This is a genomic window from Stygiolobus caldivivus (assembly GCF_019704315.1).
Lineage (GTDB): Archaea > Thermoproteota > Thermoprotei_A > Sulfolobales > Sulfolobaceae > Stygiolobus > Stygiolobus caldivivus.
Genome location: NZ_AP024597.1, coordinates 739,254 through 763,283, shown reverse-complemented (window position 1 = coordinate 763,283; position 24,030 = coordinate 739,254). Strand labels below are relative to the sequence as shown.

Annotated in this window: 29 protein-coding genes and 1 tRNA gene; 17 read left to right on the top strand and 13 right to left on the bottom strand. The window is 39.2% G+C overall.

What is annotated here, in order from left to right:
• Positions 1–20: 20 nt before the first annotated feature.
• Positions 21–1,271: an ArsB/NhaD family transporter gene (locus tag KN1_RS03885; RefSeq protein WP_221289509.1), complete on the top strand. Its 1,251-nt coding sequence runs from the start codon at positions 21–23 to the stop codon at positions 1,269–1,271.
• Here KN1_RS03885 and KN1_RS03880 read toward each other — a convergent pair.
• The gene (locus KN1_RS03880) at positions 1,219–2,355 is read right to left on the bottom strand and encodes an acyl-CoA dehydrogenase family protein (RefSeq protein WP_221289508.1); all 1,137 of its coding nucleotides are present in this window, start codon (positions 2,353–2,355) and stop codon (positions 1,219–1,221) included. The two genes, KN1_RS03885 and KN1_RS03880, sit on opposite strands and share 53 nt — an antisense overlap.
• A 362-nt stretch (positions 2,356–2,717) precedes the next feature.
• Here KN1_RS03880 and KN1_RS03875 point away from each other — a divergent pair, with 362 nt between their 5' ends.
• Positions 2,718–3,431 carry an A24 family peptidase C-terminal domain-containing protein gene (locus KN1_RS03875; protein WP_225905773.1) on the top strand — a complete coding sequence of 238 codons (714 nt, stop codon included), beginning with the start codon at positions 2,718–2,720 and terminating at the stop codon, positions 3,429–3,431.
• A gap of 14 nt (positions 3,432–3,445) precedes the next feature.
• Here KN1_RS03875 and KN1_RS03870 read toward each other — a convergent pair whose 3' ends face one another.
• Both KN1_RS03870 and KN1_RS03865 read right to left on the bottom strand, forming a co-directional pair.
• On the bottom strand, positions 3,446–3,730 hold the full coding sequence (locus KN1_RS03870) for a hypothetical protein (protein WP_221289507.1): 285 nt from the start codon (positions 3,728–3,730) through the stop codon (positions 3,446–3,448).
• A gap of 421 nt (positions 3,731–4,151) precedes the next feature.
• A tRNA-Arg gene (locus KN1_RS03865) sits at positions 4,152–4,241 on the bottom strand.
• A gap of 537 nt (positions 4,242–4,778) precedes the next feature.
• Here KN1_RS03865 and KN1_RS03860 point away from each other — a divergent pair.
• Complete coding sequence (locus KN1_RS03860; protein ID WP_221289506.1) at positions 4,779–5,057, top strand: hypothetical protein; 279 nt, start codon at positions 4,779–4,781, stop codon at positions 5,055–5,057.
• 1 nt (position 5,058) lies between these two features.
• On the opposite strand, the gene KN1_RS03855 is transcribed toward KN1_RS03860, so the two are convergent.
• The 9 genes from KN1_RS03855 to KN1_RS03815 all read right to left on the bottom strand — a co-directional run bounded on the left by KN1_RS03855 (position 5,059) and on the right by KN1_RS03815 (position 11,111).
• Positions 5,059–5,394: a transcription factor S gene (locus KN1_RS03855; protein WP_221289505.1), complete on the bottom strand. Its 336-nt coding sequence runs from the start codon at positions 5,392–5,394 to the stop codon at positions 5,059–5,061.
• 257 nt (positions 5,395–5,651) lie between these two features.
• Entirely contained in the window at positions 5,652–5,936 is a 285-nt protein-coding gene (locus KN1_RS03850) for a DNA-directed RNA polymerase subunit L (protein ID WP_221289504.1), read from the bottom strand.
• Positions 5,926–6,492, bottom strand: coding sequence for an exosome complex RNA-binding protein Csl4 (locus KN1_RS03845; protein WP_221290520.1), 567 nt, complete (start codon positions 6,490–6,492; stop codon positions 5,926–5,928). The genes KN1_RS03850 and KN1_RS03845 overlap by 11 nt, the downstream gene beginning before the upstream one ends.
• A gap of 9 nt (positions 6,493–6,501) precedes the next feature.
• Positions 6,502–7,503, bottom strand: a complete 1,002-nt coding sequence (gene dph2, locus KN1_RS03840) for a diphthamide biosynthesis enzyme Dph2 (protein ID WP_221289503.1) — start codon at positions 7,501–7,503, stop codon at positions 6,502–6,504.
• Positions 7,500–8,030 carry a 50S ribosomal protein L16 gene (locus KN1_RS03835; protein WP_221289502.1) on the bottom strand — a complete coding sequence of 177 codons (531 nt, stop codon included), beginning with the start codon at positions 8,028–8,030 and terminating at the stop codon, positions 7,500–7,502. The genes dph2 and KN1_RS03835 overlap by 4 nt, the downstream gene beginning before the upstream one ends.
• A gap of 44 nt (positions 8,031–8,074) precedes the next feature.
• Complete coding sequence (locus tag KN1_RS03830; RefSeq protein ID WP_221289501.1) at positions 8,075–8,323, bottom strand: KEOPS complex subunit Pcc1; 249 nt, start codon at positions 8,321–8,323, stop codon at positions 8,075–8,077.
• Entirely contained in the window at positions 8,295–9,332 is a 1,038-nt protein-coding gene (locus tag KN1_RS03825) for an SSO0295 family DNA-binding domain-containing protein (protein ID WP_221289500.1), read from the bottom strand. The genes KN1_RS03830 and KN1_RS03825 overlap by 29 nt, the downstream gene beginning before the upstream one ends.
• Positions 9,317–10,228 (bottom strand): lysylphosphatidylglycerol synthase domain-containing protein, encoded by a 912-nt coding sequence (locus tag KN1_RS03820; protein WP_221289499.1) that lies wholly within the window; start codon positions 10,226–10,228, stop codon positions 9,317–9,319. Before KN1_RS03820 ends, KN1_RS03825 begins: the two co-directional genes overlap by 16 nt.
• Positions 10,229–10,235: 7 nt before the next feature.
• Positions 10,236–11,111, bottom strand: coding sequence for a HesA/MoeB/ThiF family protein (locus KN1_RS03815; protein ID WP_221289498.1), 876 nt, complete (start codon positions 11,109–11,111; stop codon positions 10,236–10,238).
• Between the two features lie 69 nt (positions 11,112–11,180).
• Here KN1_RS03815 and KN1_RS03810 point away from each other — a divergent pair, with 69 nt between their 5' ends.
• From KN1_RS03810 to KN1_RS03765, 10 genes are read left to right on the top strand one after another with little or no spacing between them, the layout of a single operon-like run.
• Entirely contained in the window at positions 11,181–12,002 is an 822-nt protein-coding gene (locus KN1_RS03810) for a transketolase (RefSeq protein ID WP_221289497.1), read from the top strand.
• Positions 11,971–12,912 (top strand): transketolase family protein, encoded by a 942-nt coding sequence (locus tag KN1_RS03805; RefSeq protein ID WP_221289496.1) that lies wholly within the window; start codon positions 11,971–11,973, stop codon positions 12,910–12,912. Before KN1_RS03810 ends, KN1_RS03805 begins: the two co-directional genes overlap by 32 nt.
• On the top strand, positions 12,913–13,947 hold the full coding sequence (locus tag KN1_RS03800) for a chorismate mutase (protein WP_221289495.1): 1,035 nt from the start codon (positions 12,913–12,915) through the stop codon (positions 13,945–13,947).
• Position 13,948: 1 nt separating this feature from the next.
• Complete coding sequence (gene aroF / locus KN1_RS03795) at positions 13,949–14,941, top strand: 3-deoxy-7-phosphoheptulonate synthase (protein WP_221289494.1); 993 nt, start codon at positions 13,949–13,951, stop codon at positions 14,939–14,941.
• The gene (aroB, locus tag KN1_RS03790) at positions 14,938–15,999 is read left to right on the top strand and encodes a 3-dehydroquinate synthase (RefSeq protein WP_221289493.1); all 1,062 of its coding nucleotides are present in this window, start codon (positions 14,938–14,940) and stop codon (positions 15,997–15,999) included. The genes aroF and aroB overlap by 4 nt, the downstream gene beginning before the upstream one ends.
• On the top strand, positions 15,987–16,778 hold the full coding sequence (locus KN1_RS03785; RefSeq protein ID WP_221289492.1) for a shikimate dehydrogenase family protein: 792 nt from the start codon (positions 15,987–15,989) through the stop codon (positions 16,776–16,778). Before aroB ends, KN1_RS03785 begins: the two co-directional genes overlap by 13 nt.
• Positions 16,756–17,928, top strand: coding sequence for a chorismate synthase (gene aroC, locus KN1_RS03780; RefSeq protein ID WP_221289491.1), 1,173 nt, complete (start codon positions 16,756–16,758; stop codon positions 17,926–17,928). The genes KN1_RS03785 and aroC overlap by 23 nt, the downstream gene beginning before the upstream one ends.
• Positions 17,901–18,710, top strand: coding sequence for a shikimate kinase (locus KN1_RS03775; protein ID WP_221289490.1), 810 nt, complete (start codon positions 17,901–17,903; stop codon positions 18,708–18,710). Before aroC ends, KN1_RS03775 begins: the two co-directional genes overlap by 28 nt.
• Entirely contained in the window at positions 18,683–19,918 is a 1,236-nt protein-coding gene (gene aroA / locus KN1_RS03770) for a 3-phosphoshikimate 1-carboxyvinyltransferase (protein WP_221289489.1), read from the top strand. Before KN1_RS03775 ends, aroA begins: the two co-directional genes overlap by 28 nt.
• Positions 19,915–20,577, top strand: coding sequence for a type I 3-dehydroquinate dehydratase (locus KN1_RS03765; RefSeq protein WP_221289488.1), 663 nt, complete (start codon positions 19,915–19,917; stop codon positions 20,575–20,577). The genes aroA and KN1_RS03765 overlap by 4 nt, the downstream gene beginning before the upstream one ends.
• Here KN1_RS03765 and KN1_RS03760 read toward each other — a convergent pair.
• Positions 20,558–20,866, bottom strand: coding sequence for a Rieske (2Fe-2S) protein (locus tag KN1_RS03760; RefSeq protein WP_221289487.1), 309 nt, complete (start codon positions 20,864–20,866; stop codon positions 20,558–20,560). The genes KN1_RS03765 and KN1_RS03760 overlap by 20 nt on opposite strands.
• 159 nt (positions 20,867–21,025) lie before the next feature.
• Here KN1_RS03760 and KN1_RS03755 point away from each other — a divergent pair, with 159 nt between their 5' ends.
• From KN1_RS03755 to KN1_RS03740, 4 genes are read left to right on the top strand one after another with little or no spacing between them, the layout of a single operon-like run.
• Complete coding sequence (locus KN1_RS03755) at positions 21,026–21,319, top strand: hypothetical protein (RefSeq protein WP_221289486.1); 294 nt, start codon at positions 21,026–21,028, stop codon at positions 21,317–21,319.
• Positions 21,303–22,973 carry a helicase C-terminal domain-containing protein gene (locus tag KN1_RS03750; RefSeq protein WP_225905772.1) on the top strand — a complete coding sequence of 557 codons (1,671 nt, stop codon included), beginning with the start codon at positions 21,303–21,305 and terminating at the stop codon, positions 22,971–22,973. The genes KN1_RS03755 and KN1_RS03750 overlap by 17 nt, the downstream gene beginning before the upstream one ends.
• Positions 22,970–23,767 (top strand): thioredoxin family protein, encoded by a 798-nt coding sequence (locus KN1_RS03745; RefSeq protein WP_221289485.1) that lies wholly within the window; start codon positions 22,970–22,972, stop codon positions 23,765–23,767. Before KN1_RS03750 ends, KN1_RS03745 begins: the two co-directional genes overlap by 4 nt.
• Before the next feature lie 23 nt (positions 23,768–23,790).
• A complete protein-coding gene (locus KN1_RS03740; RefSeq protein WP_221289484.1) occupies positions 23,791–24,018 on the top strand; it encodes a sulfurtransferase TusA family protein in 228 nt (75 codons plus the stop codon).
• The last annotated feature ends 12 nt before the right edge of the window (positions 24,019–24,030 follow it).

Here is a 24,030-nt window from a genome sequence, read left to right as displayed (position 1 = left end):
TTGTGCCCTTTATATTCACTGTGGAGTTAGTAGCTCTATTAATAGCTATTTTCACTTATCTGATGATAGCATTTAGAAGTATTACAAAAGTACCTCCTTGGGCGTCTATGTTCTTCGGAGGGGTGCTAATGATCGTTACCGGGGTAATTAGTGTTAACCAAGCATATTCTAGCATAAACCTCGATGTAATAATATTCCTGATAACAATATTTACTTTTTCCTCTGCTCTAGAATTATCAGGCTTTCTTAGGTATTTGGCATATAAGTTAATCATTACGTATAGACACCCTAAAAAGGTACTTTTCTTTATATTACTTTATTCTGGATTGTTATCAAACCTTGTAACAAATGACGGGATAGCTTCCAGCTGGACACCAGTCATACTAGAAGCTTCTAAGGCAATGAAAATAGACGAATTACCGTTTCTTTACACTCTTGCATTCGGAGTTACTATAGGTAGTGTAATGATGCCCACTGGAAACCCGCAAAACTTGTTAATCTTACTTGAAGCACACGTATCCTACTTAGCCTTTATAGGAGTCCTCGCAATACCTACATTCGTTAACCTAGTATTATCTTATTTTATTTTACTTTTACTCTTCAAGGATAAGGTCAAAGATGCAGTTATTGACGAGATTAGACCCGTAGAAATTAAAGACAGAAAATTAGCTTATTTATCGTTATCTTTATTAATAATGACAGTCGTATTATTCTTAATATTAAGTACTATTAGAATAGACATAGTCTTAGGGTCTCTGATTACTTCTTCTCTTTTATTACTGGTCGCCAGAGAAAGGAGGAACATTATACAGAGAATTGATTGGAGTACTATACTTTTTTTCATAGGGCTCTTCATTTTCACTGAAGGCTTGTTCAGAGGAGGTGTAATAGACTTACTTTACCATTTTATACCCCCGCCCACTAACGTCTTAACCATTATGGTCTCAAGCGTTGCCCTTAGTCAGGTGCTTAGTAACGTCCCCTTGGTGGCGATCTACATACCCGAGATAATGCAGTTAGGAGTAGGGACCACAATTAATTGGCTAGCTTTAGCCGCTGGGAGTACTATAGCTGGCAACTTTACTATCTTAGGAGCCGCAAGTAACGTAATTATCTCGGAGGCATCAGAAATAAGAGGAGGAAAAAGTTTTAATTTCTTTGAATTTATTAAATATTCGCTCCCTATACTTCTAGTTAATTTCGTCGTATTATACGTGTTTATTTCTTTGGTTGGAACAACCTTGATACAGCTACTAACTGCATTTCATTAGTTCCCTCAGCTATCTCCATAATCTTAGCATCTCTATATAACCTTTCCACCTTAGAGCCTCTATTCAGTCCGTGTCCACCAAATATGTGGAGGGCTAATCTGGTCACCTCCGTTGAAGTCGTGGCTGCATAGTATTTTGCCATTGACGCTTCTGTCAGAGCCTCAAGACCTTTATCAAACATTGATGCGGCTCTCCAGGTTAGGAGTCTTGCGGCTTCTACTTTTATATATGCATCAGCTAAGTTAAAACCGATCCACTCTTGTTCAATTATAGGCTTACCAAACTGTTTCCTGGACTGAGCCCTTAATATTGCCTCGTCTAGGGCCCCTCTCGCTATCCCGACAGCTATACCTGCATACCCATTCCTACCTATCATTAACGCCTTTAATGCTCCTCTGTAAGCGTCGCCCTCTTTCCCTATTATACTGTCCTTAGGTATCCTAACATTATTAAACTTAACATATGAGACACCTGCCCCCCTGATTCCCATTAAATCGAGTTTATGGATTTCCACTCCAGGCAACTTAGAGTCTACCATAAGGAGGGATATACCTTGCCTGTCCCCGGGGTTTCCGCTAGTCCTCGCTAGCACTACCATCTTTGTAGAGAATGATGCCGCACTAGTAAATATCTTCTCGCCGTTCAAGACTAATTCATTTCCATCAGGTTTAGCGGTAGTCTGTAGTGCACCTAAGTCAGAACCTGCTTGTGGCTCAGTGAGTGCTACCGCATATATCTCCTTGGCTTTGACTCCTTTCTCTATCCACTCTTGGGCTGCATCTCCAGCTATAGAAATTAAGAGCTGTAAGGCGTTGTGTTGAGTGTGCAAAGAGTGGGAAGCTCCTCCGCTTTCCGCTCCGAGCTCCTCAGTGGCAATAGCGAATGCTACTTCTCCGAGCCCTAATCCGCCGTATTTAGTAGGCTCCTTCATTCCCAGTAGGTTCATCTCAGCTAAATCTTTAAGTATCTTATCTCCTCCATCATTTGTTTCGTCCATTTGTTTTGCATATTCTCTAACTGTCTTCTGAGCATATTCTCTAATTTTACTCCTATATTCTTCTAATTCCTTACTGAGTTCAAACATGGCTATTTAGGTATAAAGAGTTTAAGCGATATAAAATTTTAGAGTAACTAAAATTTACGATAGTCCGACCAAGTGACTGGGAGGTTCGCAGGTTTTTGTAACTCCCATCTGTCTAAGTAGAGTATAAGGTTATAATTATAAATGTATAACCTACCGAACAAGTGCCCATTCCCCTTTTTAAAGCTCTTCTATATAGCCTCCCCGCTTTTTCCGTCAAGGTTAACACAATGCTAAAAACCCTTCGTCCCTGAAGGAGGACAAACTAGAATTAGAGTTAAATATAGGTTTTCAAATGATTACAGTGTGGGGTATCTAGCCCTCTGACTGCCTCGCAGAGGGCTGTGTGAGGAGGGCTTCCTGCCGTGAACATTATATATGTACTTCAGGTCGCGTTAACACTAGTTATGTTAGTCCATACTTCGATCCTTGACATTAAAACAAGAGAAGTAGATCTAAAGATATGGTTAATCTACTCTCCTCTGATAATTTTCCTTTATTTTGACTACAGGCACGTAATCCCGTTACTATATATCTACTCCGTGGTGACAACTAATGTACTAATCTACGTTTTTTACAGGCTAGCGTTGATGGGTGGTGCGGATCTATTTCTATCTATAATATTGTCTTTGAGTAACGCAGCTGTCTACCCTATCTTTTTCCCCAGGTTTTCCGAATTGGGGATAGAACCTTTAGTTATAGTCCTTTACGCGTCTCTGCTGATAGGTATTTCTGCAATAATGAACTTATTGAGGAATATAGGGAAAGTGGAAAGAAATTTACCTTTTTCCACTAAGTTAAGCCTCTTAATTTCAGGAAAGAAGATAACAGTCAGGCAATTCCTGGACTCTAAGTTTTTATTCCCTCTGACTCAGGTAAACGAGGACGGTACAGTCTCAATAAGGACTTCTTTTTCAGTAGACGAGGATGATGCAGAATGGAGGAAAAAATTTCAGGAATACATAGAAAAAGGGATTATAAAAGAGGACGATGAAATTTGGGTCGTCTGGGGAGTGCCCGTAATCCCTTTTATACTTGCAGGATATGTGTTGAGCCTTATAATAGGGCTTCCATTATAGGAGTTAAAGAAGTTTTACAATTTTACTATTAAATATATAATTAAGAGACCTAGCAAGCTTAAAACTGCTATTCCGAGTGAGGGGTATACATACATTGGGTCGGAATCTGATGACCACATCATAAACGAGCCTAATAACAGCAGTTCTTGTAAAATCAGGATAACTCCTAAACCTAAAAGCATGGATGTAAGCTTACTCTTTACAGCACTTCTCGTACTTATGAGCTCGTAAGACAACAGAATTGCTATAAACAATGAAATAATTACAATACCAATATTTATTATCCAAACGTGGAACATTACGATTAGTTATCTACCTAAGTTTCTTTTTAAACTTTTGCCAAAATCTATCTAAAGACCGTTAAATTAATTGAAGCAAAAACAATATAAAACGTAAATATAAAATATAATAAATAACTGTATGAAATTAATTATTTTTAAATAATTAGCTCCAGATTAATTACTACTAATGTTTATTAGCCTGGTGGTTTAGCCGTTACAAAATAGTTTCAACGAATTTAGGTTAGTCTTATCTGGTGTATCTATACTAATAATGATCAGCCTCTACGACATTAGTAATAACTTTCACCAACCAGTAGTCTTTCCTCTTTACGCCAGTCGAATATAACTGGGTATACGTCATTTTATCTAAACATATATTGACTTAACTAATCTAGGTCTAAAAGTGAGTTTTAGTTTAAATTTTAAGTGGGGGGTATAGCGGACCCGCCGGGATTCGAACCCGGGACCACCGGCTAGCTTCCCGGCCTGTTAGAAGGCCGGCGCTCTATCCTGGCTGAGCTACGGGTCCATAGCTCATAATTGAAGAGTCTCACATTACTTAAAGCTTTTTCGGTGTATTAAATATAGGATTAGTCCGATTAAGAGTACTGTTCGCTTTATCCTTAACATCTATTTTTGATACAAAAGAAGAACTACCATGAAACCCTAGAACTCTCACGTTAGTAAAAAACTGAGGACAGTTAGTAATCAGTTATGGAATACTGAGCTCCCAATCACAGTGAAATACTTCCGCCCTCACGGACGGGCGTATCTCTACCTCGTGACCGAGATTTCCTGCCTCCCAGACCAACCGCACACATGGCGGAGGCCCCACCGATCAGAACCGTTCTCTAATGTCCGTGTGGTAGAGTGGTTACGGAGGGTTTCCCTCTCTGCAAGTTTAAGGCACCCGGTTCCCAGGTTACGACCCAGGTCTTACAGCCGAGGTTAAAAAACCTAGAAGTATAAAATGTCCTTATGAGGGAGCTATCCGTCAAGGTAGGGACTCCTACCCCTAAACCCATTATGTTAAAAGCTATTAATGCAAATTCTGAGGATATTGATTATGCCTTGGATTTCGGCAAAGTCTGCGGATAAGTTAGTTTTAGGTCAGTTAGGTAAACTTGAAGTAGGTAAGGCCCTAAGGGTAGAGAGCTTTAAAGGGGATAGGTGGGTCGAGATAGTTAAGGAGGATACTGACTCATTTAAGGTAGTCGAAAGTGGGTTTAAGAAAGCCACTTACGAAAGAGTAACTTTTAAAGACCTAAAAATGCTGTTAAAAAGAATTTTTGATGATGAATTCCCTAGGAGCCACCAGCTTAGAGTTTCGGTCCATGAAGGTTGAGTTACTCGTATTCACGCCATACTTTTCCGCATTTAGCACACTTATAAAACCTTGTAGGGGGTTCATCTGCTCTTCTCGTCTGCAACATCCAGAAATAAGCCTCATCATTACCGCATGCTGGACACGATACTCCTTTTGTTAACTGTGCACCTGTCGGCGGGACGTCGCTTTCTAATATCAAAGTCTTCTCCTTAATTGAATGCTTTACTGTCGTAGTGATCTTTACCGACTGTTGTCCCGCAGACTCCTCATATCCGCATTTAGAGCATTTATATACCGTTTTACCTCCGTCCTTTTTAGGAACCATTATAGAACCACACTTGGGACAGAACTTCATAAAAGAGTCACCAATAGAAATAGCTAGTTACTCCATAGTTTATTTAATTTTCTTCCAATTTGCTCGACTAAGGAGTTGCAAATTTGGACCTCTTCCCCAGAATTTACAAAAGCTTTCACTTCCTCCTTTACACTCGATGAATTGAAGACTCCCATTACTTCTTCCTTAGTACTACCGAAGAAAATTTTCTCTAGAAAAAATTTCTAAAAATACAAATAGCGTATAACTTGTCATTATATGATGAAAGTACAGCTTTTCTAGTTTCCTTTTTCAACACTCTTAACCTCATCAATAAATTTATTTGCATAGTTTTCAGCTAGTTCTATTGCTTTCTTTAGAGCGTCTCTGGGTTTTATACTCCCATCAGTCATTGTCTTTATTATTATACTGTCTATCAAGGGGTGAGGCTGTGTATAGGAAGCAAACTTCACTCCGGGTACCATTAGGAGCATTCCTTTCAGCAGGTTCCCTAACGTGTGGTCTTCTCCGTCTAACTGTATTTCTAAGTATTCGTCCGTTTCTTTCAATATTTTAACTTCCACCTTTCTTCACCTGTAAAAGTGCTATTTTTCTCGGTTCAATGTTACCACAGTTCGGACATCTTAAATGTTCTTCGTCTTGTTTCACCATTTTAGTACCGCATATAGAACACCTAGAATATACTACACCTAAATCCCTTTGTTTTACCGTTAACGCAATCGGAATTGTTGAGTTTAGGGGTTTCGCCCTAATTATATCACCCACTTTTACAGCTTCACCGATGTTATTTAGATACTTATTGGAAATCTGAGAAATATGCAAATAAGCCGTTATTGGCTCAGTCTGCTTGTCTTCAATACTGTAAATATTTACTAATGCCGAGTCTTCCCTCAACCCAGTAACGACACCCAAAACGTATTTAGCCTTTTTTATCGTGGTTACCCCAGGTCGCTTAAACGCTATCGAGTTGACTTTCCTGTTTATCATGTCGTAAAACGCCTTCCCTACTACGCTGGAATATACTACACCGTTAAAGTCGTATGTACCCTCACCGGGAATAAATTCCTCGATTACGTTTAGCTCATCGCCCGGAAGCAAAATTTCTCCTTGTCTTCTCAGCATCAATTTTCACCAAGGGAATATGTATTTATCCAGGTTGCCACTAATAATCATTTTCGCTTCACCGGGTGTGAGTACGGGCTTCTCATAGTCGTATAAGTCATCTATCGGTAACCTAGGGCATGACGTCACCATAAATACGTCGACCTCACTATTATCAATATTCCTCAACGTGTCCTTACTTAAAGAACGGTTTGAAATAACGTACACTTTATATCCCCTCTCAGTGAGCTTCTTCTCAAAGTATTTCACCATTAAGGGCCTGTTTTGCCCCGTCTTTACACCTTGGATTATGACCCACGTCCTAGCATCTAACGCCTTCATTATCTTTCCATACCTTACTTTCAGTATTTTATATACTTCATCTGTTAAGTCCTCATTTTTACCGGTATAAGGGTCAACTTTTATTATAGGTTTTCCAGTAGCTAGGCCTACTCCTAATGCGTGAAAAAGGCCGCCCGATATGTTCAAATATACGTCAGCTTCAACGTTTTGAGCCGATTTATAGTCACACCCTAAGACCTGACCGTCGTACATAAAAGGTGAAGACGGTTTTCCGACGAGGACTTGAAATTCGTTGAGTTTAGACTTTAAGACCTTAATTAATTGTACGTGTTGTATAGTAGCTGTTAGAGACAGCTTTCTGGCACCGTATTTATCTCTAAGGATTGAAACTAAATCTCTAACTTGCTCATCGGAGATAGTGAGGTTACTCCTAACCTCAATAAACACGGTAGGAAATTTCGGGTAATACCAAGTATATGGGGTATGACCATAATGTATTATTAAATCGACTTTAAGGGTAGTGGCTTCGTCTTCAGCAACATCACATGCTCCCCAACTTGGCTCCGTAGACACTATAAACTCTACATCCGGTAATTTTTCCCTCAGTTCGCTTACGACTTTGATAGAAAAAGGTTTTAATCCCTCAGGGAATTGCAAAAGGACTCTCTTTGCATGTCTATTTTTTATCTCTTCCAAAGTCTTGCCGATTTCAAAATCATAATTCACTGTGCTGGTGCCTCTTTTTTCAGTGGCACAATTTCAATCTTTGTCCTTATAGAAATTTTAGACTGTGCCATTTTAAGTGCTTGTTTAGCGGCCTCTACGTGTTCTTTTTTGACCTTAACGAACATTATTACGTCACCTAGCCTTTCAACCCTTGCTGCGGTACCTATTGGTTTCCCAAACGATAACCTCATACCGTCCTGAAGCCTATCTGCTCCTGCAAAGGCCATCATCTTGTTCTCCCTTATTACGTGGTGGGGGTATTTCGTAACTACGAGGAAGAAGTTCTGTTCAGTAGTCAGTTTCTTTGTTAGGTATTTTAATGCTAAGACACGCGCAGCTTCTAACGCGTTATGCCTTATTTGTCCTACCTCACTACTTACTAACCTTAACTCATAGTCATAATCATTATTTGGATTTCCCATTGTGAACTTTGTTATCTTCGGCATTGGTACACCGGGTATGTACTCCTTTCTGGTATAAGCTGGACCTGAGAAATGCCTGTAACACCTACCTGGTCTTAGTGGCATAAATACACAGTTATAGCGGTTAATTTAAAGCTTTTCTATGTTGCTCAGCTTACCTTGCCTAAAGTCTTCTCTATTACGTTGATTTGTTGGAGTATATCATCAGCAGTATTTTTAAGTGTTAAAATATCAGACGGGTGTTTAATATCCATGACCACCTCTACAATAACCTCACTTTCCCTACTCTCCACTTTAATGTCCATTCCATCAGGGACTCTAATATTGTCTACGGCGACTATTTTCGCTACATTCGGTGCATAGGGGGTCTTAACCTTTAGCGTAATACTTATCCTCAACTTTGTTCAACCCTTCTTTAGCCCAAGAGGTTAAAAAGTAACGACTGGTATAAAGGCCGTCCTGAAGCTTAACGAATATTGGCTTATCCCTTCTTACGCGACCTTGTTGTAAATATATCAACTGTAATAATATAGGCGATTTTAATGAAGAGTCCACTACATAAAACTGAGAGTTCTCCGTTATACCATTAATTTTAAACCCCTTAACCATTTCGTCTCTAAACTTCATTACCAAGGTCTCAGCGTAATTAGGTGTAAAGACCAGCTGAAATAAGTCCCCTATCCCTTTCAAGTCTAAGAAATATAGTACGGTGTATGCTAATTCTAAAGTATCATATTCCATAAAATATACTCTATCAGCAACTAGATCAGTCCTATCAAATTTAGGGTTAATTTTCATTACACTCGACGCTATCCTCATCATTAAGGTATTAATTTTAGCCTCGTCTAGGTCTTCCAGTCTATCAGTAGCCTCTATTCCTATCTCTTTCAGGGCTTTCATAGCCTCTTCTCTATTCCCGGTGATCTCGGGTATAAACGGATCAATCGACATTGTCAGCGACGAGAAGAGAGGTAGGTTCTTATAATTAGGGATCTTTATGTTTTTCTCTATCGTGACCCCCAAGTTTTCCATTTGAGAGATTACGTTCCTTTCATATTCTGTCATTAACCGCCTCTCCAGCACGATAGAAGAAAACATCCCTGTCAATATGGGGATGATGTCATCGACCGAAATCGGAAAAAGAGAGGAAAAAGAGTTCTGCCCTATATTATACTGCCTCTCAAAGATTTTTACAGTCCTCCCACTTGGAGTAATGTCAAGCTTTACTGGACACTCACCCTTAAAAGTCAAATAAAACCCGTCGGTATTACTAGTATACTTGGAGATAAGGAAAGAAAATATAATAGAATCAGGATTATAAGGGATCCTAATGCATTTCGTACCAGAAGAAATTATTTCACTAGAAATCTGCTTATCAGGGACGGGTTCTTTTAGATAGTTTTCCACACTTCCTTCACCTCCTTTCTAATCTCATCGATACTTATTTCTTTCACGTAGACGAACCCTAATGAGTATGAAATTAGTTCAAGTACTCTTATTTGGAGTACAACAAGTGGCGGTACAAGGGCTGTTAACGATAGTTCAGCTACCCCTGCAGCTGACGGTATAGGGACTAATAGCGCTACTTGGTATGTCGTATTTATTATGATAGCTTGGAGAAAAGACCTTGAAATCAAATAAAAGGGCAATGATTGAACCAGATACCCTACTAGAGTTAGTATACTTGATGAAAACGTTAACAGAGGATTCTTTAATTTTTCCTTCATCTCTACCTTCCCATTCAAGTAAGCCTCTTCTAGTGGTTTAAGATACTTTATCGAAAATACCTTTTGCTCTACTCGGTTCAAGTTATAATTGGATGTACCATACACGTAACCTATCCCAAGAAACCACATGAATATGTTACCTAATGCAGTTAAAATCAGAATTATCTCTAGAGGAGAAAATCTGAACCAAATTAAGACTAAAAACATGAATGCTATTACGTTGACGTCGTAAAAAGACTCTAGCAATGAAAGAGAGAAAGCTCTGTCTATGGTAAGACCTTTCCTTAAGTAGATTACTGCTCTAGCTAGATCTGGGCCCATTGCGCCGGGTATAATTAAGCTTATACTATTAGCGAAAAACCTAGCTTTAAAAGCTGTTAAGAAATCTACTCCTGCAATCTTAGAATCTCTAATAGACACAATACCCAGCTGAGCTAGATACGTTATGAAAAAAGCTATTACAAAATACGGGTTAAGATTCAAAAACACGTTAAGAAGATCAATCCTAAATATAATAGAATAGATCACGATAATGATTATCGGAAGAAATATCACTAGTATAAGTTTTTTATCCACGTCTACATTAGCGAGACACTTTTTTAAAACATTTTCCGTCGGGATAACAGATAATTAGCCCATCTCTAACTTTCTCTATTTTTACACCATAATTAGCACTATTTTTCACTTCCTCTTTAACCCTCACTATTCCACAAGTCGTCTGATGCGGTAATTTTAGGTAAATAAACTCGCCCTTCGAACAAGCTTGACACTGACTATTCCTTTCAATTCTTATCTTATCCAACCTGAGACTTTTTAAATCTAAGTAGTACAAGTTCCTATCCTCTTCGCCCATTAAATGGTTTATCATTAGCTGTACTTGCAAACTGGCAGTAATATCGACTACTGTGTTCAAAGTACCTATAGTCTCACAAGCATTACGATCATCATCTCCTCCATAATTCATAAAGCAAGACAAACACGAGGTCTTCTTAGGTATAATTAACTTAACTGAAGCATATTCACCCATGATACCGCCGTAAATTAACGGAATGTTAGATTTAACACATGCGTCATTTAGTACCATCCTATAAAATATGCTGTCAAGAGCATCAAAGACATAATCACTACCCTTTATTAACTCTTCCACGTTGCTCTGATCAACTATATCAATAATAGCCTCTACATTTACACCCGAGTTAATTTTGCCTATTCTTTCTTTACAGACTAGGGCCTTAGGTCTTCCGACGTCCTCTTCGGTGAAGAACCTCGTCCTATGTAAGTTACTGAGTTCTACAATATCGGCATCAATGAGCCTAATATTACCTACCCCTAACCTGGCCAGTAATTCAGCTATTGCAGAACCTAAGGCACCGCACCCTACGACTGTTACTTTCAATTCGGTAAGCTTTTGTTGTACACCTAAACCTAATACTAGTATTTGCCTTGAGTACCTTTCCACAATAATCTTGTATAACAAAGCTTATAATTAAGTGTTTAGAAGATGTGATGGGGGCTTGATTTTGCACCAATGGAAAAAGGTGGAAGTGATGGAACTCCAATATCATTAGAGGAGCTAAATAAGCTAAAGTCAATAGCAGAAAGAGCAAGGAAAAACGTAATAAGGATGCTGTTCTATGACCAGACTATCCACGTGGGCTCTTCACTAAGCAGTATAGAAATATTAACAACTCTATTCTTTAAGTACTTAAGAGAAGGGAAAGACCCTATAAATAGGGACTGGTTAATACTGAGCAAAGGGCACGCAGCACCTGCACTATACGCCGTACTTGCAGAAAAAGGATATATAAGCGAAGACGAGTTATGGAAGATACAAGATATCTCAGGGCTACTTCAAGGCCATCCGGAAATATTCATACCCGGTGTAGATATGGCGACCGGTAGTTTAGGGCAAGGGCTGAGTTTCGGTATAGGCGTGGCTCAGGGAATCAAAATGAAAGGAGGGACGGGTAGAGTATTTGTAATAATGGGAGACGGGGAACAAGACGAAGGAGAGATCTGGGAAGCTATGACCCATGCAGTAACGAGAAAACTAGATAACCTAGTTGCTTTCATAGAGTTAAATGGTTACCAGCTGGATGACTCTACTTCTAACGTCAAGCCTAAAGAGTTCTTGCCAGACGTATGGAAATCTGTCGGTTGGAAAACATTAAACTGCGATGGTCATGACTTCGTAAGCCTGATAAATACAATAGACGAAGCTCTTAAAGTAAAAGCACCGGTAGTAATATTTGCAAAGACCCTTAGAGGTAAAGGTTTCCCAGTAATCGAAAATTCTAAGAGGCAGAGGTCGAGTCCTGATGATGCAAGGAAGTTCTTACTCAATTCGTGATACTTTCGGAAAACTCCTAGTTGAACTAGGAGAAAAGAACAAAGATATTGTAGTGATAACAGCGGATGTTGGTGACTCTACTAGGGCTATGTACTTCAGAGAAAAATTCCCAGATAGGTACTTCAACGTCGGGATATCGGAACAAGATATGATTAACTTCGCTGCTGGACTGTCGGCCGTAGGTTTCAAACCTTTAATAGTAAATTTTGCCATGTTTGTAATGAGGGCTTGGGAGCAGGTTAGGAATTCAGTAGCTAGAATGAACTTGGATGTAAAGATCCTAGTGACCCACTCAGGTTATAGCGATAGTGGGGACGGGTCAAGCCATCAAAGCCTAGAAGATATAGCATTAATGAGGGTATTACCTAACATGAAAGTTATAGTCCCAGCAGACCCTGAAGATATAAAAAGGAGTTTACCGGTAGTTGTCCAAGAATTAAGGGGGCCATTATACTACCGTATGGGAAGAGAGTATTCTCCGTCTATTACTACGGGTATGGATTACGACTTTAAGTTAGGTAAGGCATATGTACTAAAGGACGGCGATGATATTGCTATAATGGGGGCAGGAGTAGTTCTATGGGACGCTTTAAAAGCTGCTGAAGAACTCGAAAAAATGGGGATTAGCACTGCAGTTATTAATTTGTTCTCGATTAAACCAATAGATGAGGACACTATAGAATATTATGCCAGAAAGACGGGGAGGGTAGTGACTATAGAAGAGCATAGTATATACGGAGGTATAGGGTCTGCTGTGGCTGAAGTATTAGCTAAGAGGTACCCAACGAAAATGAGGTTTGTGGGAGCAACTACTTTTGGTAGGAGTGCTAGGAGCCAGAGAGATTTGTTAGATTATTATGGAATAAATTACAAGTCCGTGGTTAGCGCAGCGCTGGAGTTAGTGAAATGAATGAGCTCCGATCTGGAGAAACTCAGGAAAGAAATAGAAGATGTAGACAGTCAAATCTTAGAGTTATTACAAAGGAGGCTTAAGTTATCCTCTAAAATAGGAGAAATAAAGAGAAAATCTGGCAAGGACGTTACTGATACTAAAAGAGAAGAATACGTGAAGGCTTATTGGCTTGAAAAAGCTAGGTATTTAGGCATACCCGAATCAATGGTAAACCTTATTTTACCTATTTTATTCTCCTATTCTAAACTATACCAGATTTCCCCCGGGAAAAAGAAAAAAATAGTTATTTTTGGATATGGGGGGATGTCACGTTCATTATTATCACTCCTTATTTTAGCCGGGCATAACGTTGTTGTAACCGGGAGAAACCCGCATAAAGCCCAGATACTATCTAATGAATTTAATGCAGTCTATATGGAACCTGGACAAGCGATAAACTGGGGAGAATACATAATTTTAGCACTTTCACCTTCCGCCCGTGACTATATCCTTAACATCCTCTCTAAGGTGCCTAATAATAAGGTAGTCATGGACATTTTTTCTTCTAAAGTGACATTTTTTAAGGAAATAGAGGAAATCTCTAAGAAAAATAGTTTTAGATACGTCTCAACACACCCCCTATTTGGGCCTATCTTATACCCGGTAGGCGAAAGGATAGCAATCATACCGTCAGTTACTTCAGGAGATATATCCGAGGTGGTCGAATTTTGGAGGGACAGCGGTCTTCAACCAGTGTTAACTACGGTAGAAGAGCATGAAAAGGCTATGGCAATTGTACAAGTCCTTTCCCACTTTTTCATATTAGGGTTAAATAAGGCAATACCGAGCTTACAAAAAGAACTTGAAATCAATGATAAAGTGTTGAAGGACCTCCAGACCACAAACTTTAGAGAGGTATCTAAAATAATATCTAGAGTGAACGAGTTGTACCCAGTAATTATAGAAATACAAAAGACTAACCCTTACGCTTATAAGGCTAGAGAAATAGGGATTAAAGAACTAAAACAAGTTAAAGACGAGCTAGGTGAGTAAGTTGTTATTTATCCTAAAACAAGGGGTAGATTACTCTACACTAAATGAGAGACTGAAAGAGTCCTCAGCTTCATACAAAATCCTAGACTTATACGGTAAAAAAATCGTAATAGCGTGGCCGGACAGCTATGTAGAGAATATTACGGACCCTTCGATAGAAATTACAGTTAAACCGAAAAGGCCTTTCCAGTTAGCCAGCAATGAATGGAAAAGGGAACCCACAGAAGTCGACGTAAAGGGAGTTAAGATAGGGGGGAGTAAAGTAATAGTAGCCGCTGGCCCTTGTGCAGTTGAAGACGAGGAGCAAGTCCTAACAGTAGCAAAGGCGGTAAAAAGGGCAGGGGCTTCTCTCCTTAGAGGTGGGGCGTTTAAGCCTAGGACAAGCCCTTACTCTTTTCAAGGCCTTGGTGAAAAGGGGCTACAGATACTCCGAAAAGTGGGAGACGAGGTAGGACTCCCCGTGGTCTCAGAAATAATGGACACCAGGCAAATCGATATGTTCAAGAAATATGTAGATATGTTACAGATAGGGGCTAGGAATGCTCAAAACTTTGACCTCCTTAAGGAAGCTGGTAAATCAGGATTACCCGTACTCCTCAAAAGGGGAATGGGGAATACAGTAGAAGAATGGATACTTACATCCGAGTATATTTTATCAGAAGGTAATGGAAACGTAGTGTTATGTGAGAGAGGGATAAGGACCTTCGAGAAGGCTACGAGGTTCACTATCGATATAGGCGGAATGGTAGCAGCTAAACTACAGACGCATCTACCTATATGTGCAGACCCAAGCCACCCAGCAGGTAAAAGAGAATTAGTGCACTCCTTAGCACTAGCTTCTGTAGCTGCAGGTGCTGATATGCTCCTAATTGAAGTCCATCCACACCCAGAGAAAGCGCTTAGCGACTCCGAACAGCAACTGACCCCAGAGTCCTTTGAAGTCCTTATGAATAGGATTAAAGCGTTAGCTAACGCTTTGGGTAGGACTGCATGATAAAAATAAGTGAGGACTTTTGTAATACGTCCACCCAAGTAATTATTGGTCAAAACGCTATTTCTCACCTTTCCGAAATAGGTGAAAACAAAAAAGTAGCTGTTTTTCATCCTAAGAAAATTTCAATAGATGAAGTAAAAAAGTACTTAAAGAACTATTATGATTTCCCTATAGATGATGGAGAAGAAGCTAAAGATATTTCATACTCACTCAAACTAATTAAGGACCTATTTGAGAAGGGTTTTGATAGAGGGGACTATGTAGTCGCAATAGGGGGAGGGACTGTAACAGACGTAGTGGGGTTTATAGCATCGATTTACATGAGAGGGTTAAACCTAGTCAATGTCCCGACTACGATTTTAGGAATGGTAGACGCTGCAATAGGAGGGAAGACTGGGGTAAACTTTGAAAATGTCAAAAATGTATTAGGCACTTTTTACCAACCGTCGGTTATTATAGCCGACCTCAATTTCGTTAAGACCCTCCCTGTTGAAGAAATAAAAAAAGGGATAGCAGAAGTTATTAAATACGGTTTAGTGCTAGATAAAGAGTTATATGACTTCCTCGCTTTACATAAAGAGGATATATATAATAAAGACCTTAGTGTATTAGAGACAGTAGTCTATAAATCAGCCCTAAATAAACTAATGGTTGTTAAAGAGGACGAAAGGGAGACTAAAGGAATAAGGATTGTGCTAAATTTCGGGCACACAATAGGTCACGCAGTTGAAGCAGGCTCCGGCTTTAAAATCCCACACGGCTACGCGATTTCAGTAGGGATGGTATGCGAAGCTAAAATAGCTGAGGAAATGGGGTATGCTGAAGAAGGTGTAGTCGAAGATACTACATGGATCCTTTCTCACTACGAGTTACCTATAAGTGTCGACTCGCTGAGTGAGAAAATCGACGTAGAGAAGGCGATAGGGGCGATAACTAAGGATAAAAAAGTGAGGGGAGGTAAACTCCTAATGCCGTTCCCTACTAGGATAGGGGATTGGAAAAGAGTAGATGTACCCCTAGAAACACTTAAGGGGTTTGCGGAACAATGCTTGAGATAGACTATCATACGAGACTGCTCGGAGTTTTAGGTGAAAATATAGCATATACTCTATCCCCGGCGATCCATAATTATGTATTCCAGAAATTAAGTATCAACGCTGTATATTTAGCCTTTGATATAAAAAGGGATAAATTCACGATCACTTTTCCAGGCTTACTCAATATTACCTACGGTCTGAACGTCACAATCCCTTATAAAGAGGAAGTAATAAAATACGTGAAACCTGAAGGGGAAGCTAAACTCGTGGGCGCAGTAAACACGATTTTCGAAGGACGTGGGTATAACACAGACTATTTAGCACTACACATGCTCGTTAAAGAAAAAATCAGTGAAAAAGAAGCTCGGACATGTACAGTTTTCGGTGCGGGAGGAGCTTCTAGAGCTGCAATTTATTCACTCTTAAATATGGGGTGTGAAGTATATGTCATTAACAGGAGCAGAGAGAGGGCTGAAAAGCTAAAAGAAGAGGTTATACAGAAGGGGTTCAGCTTGCATGTAGTAGATTCATGCCCTAAAAGCGATATAGTGGTTAACACGACGCCTGACCCCAATTTCGTACCGGATAGTTGTATTCATGGTAAATTAGTAGTAGATTTTGTATATAAACCGGTAAAAACACCTCTGATCATTAAAGCTGAGAAAAAGGGGATAAGCACAATTAACGGGATCGAAATTTTAGTAGAACAAGCGTTAGAAGCTGATAAAATCTGGTTTGGTAAGAGGTTAGAGAGAGGAGAAGTGGTGAAGTACTTATATGCCAGGGAGTTCATTAGGTGAATTGTTTAGGGTAACTACATTTGGCGAAAGTCACGGCCCAGCTGTAGGAGTAGTAGTAGAAGGTGTACCAGCTGGTCTTTATTTAAGTAAAGAAGACATCCAGTTTGAACTCTCCTTCAGGAGACCCGGTAGACAGTATGTCACAGGAAGAAGGGAGAAAGACGAACCGGAGATATTAAGCGGGGTTTATAACGGGAGGACTACCGGCACACCAATCGCGATTATAGTGAAGAACACGGACGTAATCTCCTCATTGTATGAGGAAGTCAGGCACAAACCTAGACCTGGCCACGCTGATTTACCGTATATAATGAAATACGGATATGAAAACTGGGACTATAGAGGCGGAGGGAGGGCGAGTGCTAGAGAAACGGTAAGTAGAGTTGCTGCAAGTGCAATTGCCAAGAAGCTACTTATGCTCAGCGACACCATCATAGCAGGACACCTGAAGAGCTTGGGACCAGTAGAATTAAGCGAAGGGGTCACTTTCGAAGATATCTTATGTTCGAAATATAGCCCGGTTAGGGCTAGTAAAAAGTCTTTAGAAGAGAAGTTTGAGGAGCTGATTAAGCAAGCTACTGTAGAAGGGGATAGTTGGGGAGGAATAGCTGAAATAGTCGTTAAAAACACTCCTATAGGACTTGGCGAACCCGTATTTGACAAGCTTAAGGCGGACTTAGCTAAAGCTATCCTTTCTATACCCGCTGTCATGGGATTTGAATACGGTCTAGGGTTTAGAGCCGGTAAAATGAAAGGGAGTGAAGCTAACGACGAGATTATTGTCAAGGACGGTAAACTTAGGTGGAAGAATAATTATTCAGGAGGTATTTTAGGTGGGTTATCTAATGGCGAGGATATAGTCCTTCGCTGTGCGTTTAAGCCTACAAGTTCTATAAGAAAACCCCAAAAAACAGTAGACTTAAGGACATACGAAGAGACTACGATTTCGGTTATAGGTAGGCATGACCCGGCTGTGGCGATTAGAGGGGTTGCCGTAGCGGAAGCAATGGTAGCTATAGTTTTAGCTGACCACGCCATGAGAGCTAATTACATCCCCACAGTAAAACTAAGTGAAGACCAATCAAGATTAATTGAAGAAAGATGGAAGAGGTATGTTGAGTCTTGCAGGCCTATGCAGGGGTCTCAATAGTAAACGCACTGCCCAGTTGGTATGGCTCGTCAATGGCAATTAATCTGACTTTGGATGTAAACATAAAGCAAAGTAGTGTGTGTCAGGGGTACTCACCCCTTATCGACCAGATAATTTCATACTTTAGGGACAACTATTCAATCCCTTGCATAGATGTGGACATAAGCTCGAACATACCCCAAAAGAGTGGTCTCAAGAGTAGTAGTGCTGTATCTACTGCATTAATAGCTGAAATTATTAAGAATTTCAAGTTACCCATCAGGCTAAGTGAGGTACCAAAGTTATCCGCTATTCTATCCCTGAAGGCAGGGGTATCCTATACTGGAGCATTGGACGATGCTACATCGTCTTTCTTTGGCGGGGTCTCTTTCACGTATAATAAAGAATTTAAGATAATAGAGATAAGGGAACCTCCCTTCGACATTTCAGTCCTACTAATAGCTAAAGGGGATAGGGGTGTAAAAATTAATATGAACTATATGAGAAAATTTGAATTACTTTTTAAGGAGATATTTGCGCTAGCTAGAAGGGATATGATCACAGCTATGAAGCTTAACGGGATAACAATAGGTACAATATTGGGGTACGACCTAACGTTAATTAACGAAATGTTAAAAAGAGGAGCTCTGGCTTCCGGTATTTCGGGAAATGGCCCTTCAATTTTTTCAGTCACGAAAAAAGGAGATGAAGGACCAATACTAGACTTTTTAGAAAAAAATGGTGAAAAACCTTTACTGTTAGAGCCGGTGAAATTATGCGAGCAGAGGTTAAAAGATCAATAATAAGGGGAAAAGTAAGAGCACCCACCTCAAAAAGTTTCGGAATAAGGTTAATACTTTATTCGCTACTTGCTAACGTGAGGTTACTTAATGTTTCTGACCCCTCGGATGACATCCAGGTGGCGAGGAATTTCGTCAAGGAGTTGGGGGTAATTGAGGAAAAACCTTTTGCTTTCAATAAGGTAGAGAGACTGAGGTCGCCATCCTCACTTTATTTTGGAGGTTCCGCGACAACACTTAGAATGGGTATACCCATTCTTGCTGTTTTAGGAGGTAGGGTAATGCTAGATGGTGATAGCAGTTTAAGGAGGAGACCACTAAACGCGATAATAGACGCATTAAAGCCTCAAGTGTCTTTTTCCTCGACTACCTTACCTACAATAATGGAAGGAAGGCTTAAGACAGACCACATCACAATTAGTGGGAGCGAGAGTAGTCAGTATATTTCGGGGTTTATCTATGCTCTTTCCTTAGTGGGCGGAGGAGAAATAGAAATAACGCCACCCATTTCTTCAAAAAGCTACATTTACATGACTGTCCAACTCATTAACTCACTGGGCGGGAAAGTAAAGATAAAAGGAAATAAAATAGAAGTAGAAGGGAGTAGCTTTAGAGACTACATAGGAGAGATACCGGGTGATTACGCACTTTCGTCATTTTATGCTATTGCTTCAGTTATAACTGGTGGAGAGGTTAGCATAGAGAATTTATACCCTATCCCGGAGTATGAAGGGGACCACAGTATCGTTGAAATACTGTCTAAAATGGGGGTAAAGACGGAAATAACGGAAAACAGATGGAAGGTATTTGGATCTGAAAACCTTAAAGGGGTTACCGTTAACGTTGACAGTTTCCCTGATTTGGCACCATCGATAGCTTCTATAGCCCCTTTTGCCGACAGTGAAACGGTAATTGAGGGGACGAAGAGGTTGAGGACTAAAGAGAGTGACAGGGTTTACACTATTACTTCTACCCTAAAGAGTTTCTCAGTAAAAGTAGACGCTAACGAAGAGCAGATTATTATCTACCCTTCGGCGATAAAAGAAGGGCATATCGAATGCCCCAGTGACCACAGGATCGCTATGCTGGCAGGTGTCTTATCACTTGTAAGTAATGGAATAATAGACAGAGCGGAGTGTGTTAACAAGAGCAACCCTTACTTTTGGAAAGACTTAATTTCCTTAGGAGGTAACATAAATCTAATAAAATGACCTGCGTGGTAGTCGCATTACCGGTTAGGACTATTTCAGGGGTACAAATGAGGATTAAGAGTTTAGTTGATGCGGACTATGTAGAACTAAGGCTAGATTACATGAATAGCCTACCGCAGGTAGAAGAACTTGCGGAGAGTATTAAGGAGTTTAAACGAAAGACAATAGTTACTATCAGAGATATAAACGAGGGGGGTGTAAACTATATTAAAGAAGAAGAAAAGGCTAATTTTTACAAGATCCTCTACGATTATGGTTTAATATATGACGTCGAAGTGAGGTTTTTAAAAAAGTTCAGAGTCCCATATGAGGACATGATAGTCTCACTCCACTACTTTAATTCATTACCTACTTATGATGAGGTAAGAGAGGCTTTCACACCTTTTAGTAGTAAGTCTTTAGTCAAGTTGGCCGTAGTAGGTACTGGAAAATATAAACAACTGTTGACCAGAGTCCTTGAGGACTTTCCTAATTCGGCTGTTATGCCTATGAAGGTAAACCCTATTGAGAGGATAGCCTTCAGCATATTAGGGTCTAAATTACTCTATGCCCATTCAGGGGAAGAAACGGCTCAAGGACAAATGTACTATAAAGACGCTAAAAATATATTATCGTATTTTGATATTAATTGCGAAAAGGTCATTGGCTCTCGTCAATGACCACTTCTTCTCCTTCTACTTTTACGCTATAGACTTTTAGAGGTTTTTTAGTAGCTCCCTTTATGGCCTTTCCGTCCTTGAGAGAAAAGTGAGTGAAATGACATTGACATACTAACTCTTCCCTAATTACGACTGCCACCTTACTTAAATCACACCCTAAATGTGGACACTTATTCTCAAAAGCATAAAATCGGTCTGCACCTAAATAAACTACTAAAATTTCCTTATCGTCAACTTTTATTTTCCTCCTTTCTCCGGGCTTAAAATCGCTTTTTGTAAGGCGTGGCATATTGCACAATTGAATTTATAAGATTTAATGCTAATCATACGTAAGCTCTTATTATCCCCTCCATAATAGATGATATTTTTATAGGGTTTGTCATGTTTTATATGCGATTAGTTTATAATGTTAAAACGCTATATAACTATTAGTGAAGAGGTGTAAATAATGAATACAACAATAGAGGAGAAGCTTGCCAATAAGATCGACTACAGGTTAATAGAAATAAACAATATTTCCTCATCTGCAGAAGTCCAAGCAATAATAATTACCTCTAAGCAGCCTTCTTCAGATGTAGTTGAAGATGTGAAAAAAGTAGGTCACGTTGTAGCAGTATTTCCGTTCTTATCTACTATAAAAGTAAAAGGGAAAGTAAAGGACATATTATCACTAGCTGAAAAAGATTACGTTAAATATATAATGTTAGAGGAAATATTAGCTAAAATTGAAGAGTTTTTCTGACCTGAAACTTAGGGAGTGGCAAAAAAAGTTAAAGAAAAAAGTAGAGGAACTTATAAGTAGTAATGAATTAGTATTTTTAAATGCACCAACCGGTAGTGGAAAGACAATATTTTCTCTTTTAGTTGGGTTAGAAACTAAAGGTAAAGTAATATTTTTAGTCAGGACCCACAATGAATATGCACCGGTCTTTAGGGATTTTATCAAGATAAGTGAAGGCGACCTTAAGTTTTCGTTCTTGGTAGGAAAACCTAACGCGTGTTTATTTTCGAATGAAGATGCAAACACTGACGATATAAATTCTAATCAATGCGAGTTTAGGAACTCTATAATAGACTTAAATGTAGACGATTATCCAAGTAACTACTTGAAAAAACTTAAAGAAAAAGGAATTGCAGAAGGTTTTTGCCCTTATTTCTCCCTATTCAACGACCTAAATAAAGCTGACGTAATAGCCCTGACTTATCCCTATTTTTTCATAGAACGTTTTAGGGAGGCTTTAGGGATTAATTATGAGGATTATCTTATAGTTGTCGATGAGGCTCACAACATAGAAAACGTAGGAGAGTTAGAAGAGAAAGTGTTATCTGTTTTTACTATCGACATGGCGTTAAAACAAGTCGGAGACGATTTTGTAAAATTTATACTCCAGAGAGTAAAAGAAGAGCTAACTAGGATCACAAGTGACGTAGAAGGCTATGTGAAAGCTAAAGAAGTACCGCTAGTCTCTAATGACGAACTAAAAGTACTTGAGGAAGAATACGATGAACTTAGAGACAAAATGATAAGAGAAAAAGCGATAAAGAGGATATATTTAGGCCCGATAATAAGGTTCTATGAAAGTCTGAACAGGGATAGGGACTTAGTACCTTTTATACATAAAAACAAGGTAATATTAAAGAGCCCTGATATTTCAAAGTACCTAGACATATTAAATAATAAAGACCTGTCTTTTATCCTCATGTCAGGTACGTTACCACCAGAAGATTACATAAGACACGTATGGAATATAACAAGAAAATTTGAATACATCGAAGTGGAAAAAGAGGTAAAAGGTAAGGTCTCCGGGACTTACGAATGTATTTTAGCCATAGACGTTACCACTAAATTTGATAATAGAGGGGACACGATGTGGAAAAGGTATGCGGATTACCTGCTAAAAGTCTATTATCAAGCTAAATCTCACGTATTTTCGGTTTTCCCCTCATACGAAATAATGAGGAAAGTCATGGGTTACGTAGAGGTCCCTAAGTATTTAGAAGATGAGGATACTTCCATAGAAGAACTTTACTCTCTAATAGATAAGTTTGACAAGGTAATTATAGGTGCAGTAGGGAAGGGAAAATTGAGTGAAGGTGTAGAACTCGTTAGAGACGGAAAGAGCTTAATTAGCGACGTAGTAATCGTCGGAATACCTTATCCACCGCCAGATGATTACACTAAGTTAAGGGCCCAGAAGGCCTCGGAAAGGCTTGGTAAGAAAGTAGAAGAGTACCTCTATAAAATACCCGCTTTAATGACCATCAGGCAATCCGTCGGGAGGGGAATAAGGGGACCTGATGACCGCGTACAAGTCTGGCTTTTAGATAAGCGGTTTGATAACTTATGGTGGAAGAAAAACCTAAATTGCTTTAATCCGAAAAAGACTAAGCTATGAGAGTAGAGATCTTTACCCACAAGACTTGTACAGAATGTAACCTCCTTATTGAATTCTTAGAAAAGGAAGGGCTACTAAGTAAGGTAATAATTATTGATACCCAACTATATCCGTTTATAGCACTAGAAAGAGGTGTAATATCTACTCCTTCCGTGTTTATCGACGGGAAACTAATATATGCTGGTGTCGTTGACTTCGAAGAACTGGCTAACATTATAAGAGAGGGTAAAATGGTCTCAGAAAATGTCGATAAAGAGAAACTAGTAGATAAACTGATGAACGGAATTGTAAATTCCTTTGCAGCTACTGCATGGCTCTTTGTAAATAGAGATTTCGACGCCTTTATGGCGCAGAAAGACTTCGTTTATGCTGTTACAGGTTTATCACTAACTGATGATAAAACAGCCTCAGACATGTATAATTACTTGAGAAATATTATGATAAAGGAAGGAGAAGATTACCTAGAGAAATGGAAAGAGCAATTCTTCAGGGTTATTTCCGCAAATTTTATTCGTGAATTATTCTACCTATACAGAAAGAAATTAACAAATGAAGAAATTACTACTAAATATCCTGTTGAGGTATTCGCACATTGGTTAATGGTCAGAGGAGGGACAGTAGGAAGGGTAGGTCTAAGGATACACCCCTTAAGCGAAGAGGATACTATGAAAAGGATTGGTGAAGTATACACTTATATGTTAATAAATGCTGAGAAGTTTTGGACTAAAATAGTAAACGAGGAAGAACAATTAGCTAAATCTAGCAGAGAAGAAGTTAGATTCATAAATTTTTAAACTATGGTTATTAAATGTTATTTATGTCACAAGAAATAAAATTGGATTTAAGAGGAAAATCATGCGAAGAATTTATACTTGAGATATCTAAAATTCTAGTAGCAATGAAACCTGGAGATATATTAAATATTGTAGCTGATCAGGACAGAGTGTTGTGCACTCACCAGCTTTTAAGAAACGCTAGAAATTACCTTTATAAAGGAGACGTAGTAGGAGACCACGCTGAAATAACCATTAGAAGGTTAAGATAAAAAGTGTAAACT

Excerpts from the sequence above, each read along its gene's own strand:
- aroA (WP_221289489.1), top strand. The coding sequence starts at position 18,683 with ATGCGAGCAGAGGTTAAAAGATCAATAATAAGGGGAAAAGTAAGAGCA.
- KN1_RS03870 (WP_221289507.1), bottom strand. The coding sequence starts at position 3,730 with ATGTTCCACGTTTGGATAATAAATATTGGTATTGTAATTATTTCATTG.
- KN1_RS03805 (WP_221289496.1), top strand. The coding sequence starts at position 11,971 with ATGATGCAAGGAAGTTCTTACTCAATTCGTGATACTTTCGGAAAACTC.
- aroC (WP_221289491.1), top strand. The coding sequence starts at position 16,756 with ATGCCAGGGAGTTCATTAGGTGAATTGTTTAGGGTAACTACATTTGGC.
- KN1_RS03855 (WP_221289505.1), bottom strand. The coding sequence starts at position 5,394 with ATGAAGTTCTGTCCCAAGTGTGGTTCTATAATGGTTCCTAAAAAGGAC.
- KN1_RS03740 (WP_221289484.1), top strand. The coding sequence starts at position 23,791 with ATGTCACAAGAAATAAAATTGGATTTAAGAGGAAAATCATGCGAAGAA.
- KN1_RS03835 (WP_221289502.1), bottom strand. The coding sequence starts at position 8,030 with ATGCCACTAAGACCAGGTAGGTGTTACAGGCATTTCTCAGGTCCAGCT.
- KN1_RS03810 (WP_221289497.1), top strand. The coding sequence starts at position 11,181 with ATGGAAAAAGGTGGAAGTGATGGAACTCCAATATCATTAGAGGAGCTA.
- KN1_RS03785 (WP_221289492.1), top strand. The coding sequence starts at position 15,987 with ATGCTTGAGATAGACTATCATACGAGACTGCTCGGAGTTTTAGGTGAA.
- KN1_RS03800 (WP_221289495.1), top strand. The coding sequence starts at position 12,913 with ATGAGCTCCGATCTGGAGAAACTCAGGAAAGAAATAGAAGATGTAGAC.
- aroB (WP_221289493.1), top strand. The coding sequence starts at position 14,938 with ATGATAAAAATAAGTGAGGACTTTTGTAATACGTCCACCCAAGTAATT.
- KN1_RS03880 (WP_221289508.1), bottom strand. The coding sequence starts at position 2,355 with ATGTTTGAACTCAGTAAGGAATTAGAAGAATATAGGAGTAAAATTAGA.
- KN1_RS03745 (WP_221289485.1), top strand. The coding sequence starts at position 22,970 with ATGAGAGTAGAGATCTTTACCCACAAGACTTGTACAGAATGTAACCTC.
- KN1_RS03760 (WP_221289487.1), bottom strand. The coding sequence starts at position 20,866 with ATGCCACGCCTTACAAAAAGCGATTTTAAGCCCGGAGAAAGGAGGAAA.
- KN1_RS03860 (WP_221289506.1), top strand. The coding sequence starts at position 4,779 with ATGCCTTGGATTTCGGCAAAGTCTGCGGATAAGTTAGTTTTAGGTCAG.
- KN1_RS03755 (WP_221289486.1), top strand. The coding sequence starts at position 21,026 with ATGAATACAACAATAGAGGAGAAGCTTGCCAATAAGATCGACTACAGG.
- KN1_RS03765 (WP_221289488.1), top strand. The coding sequence starts at position 19,915 with ATGACCTGCGTGGTAGTCGCATTACCGGTTAGGACTATTTCAGGGGTA.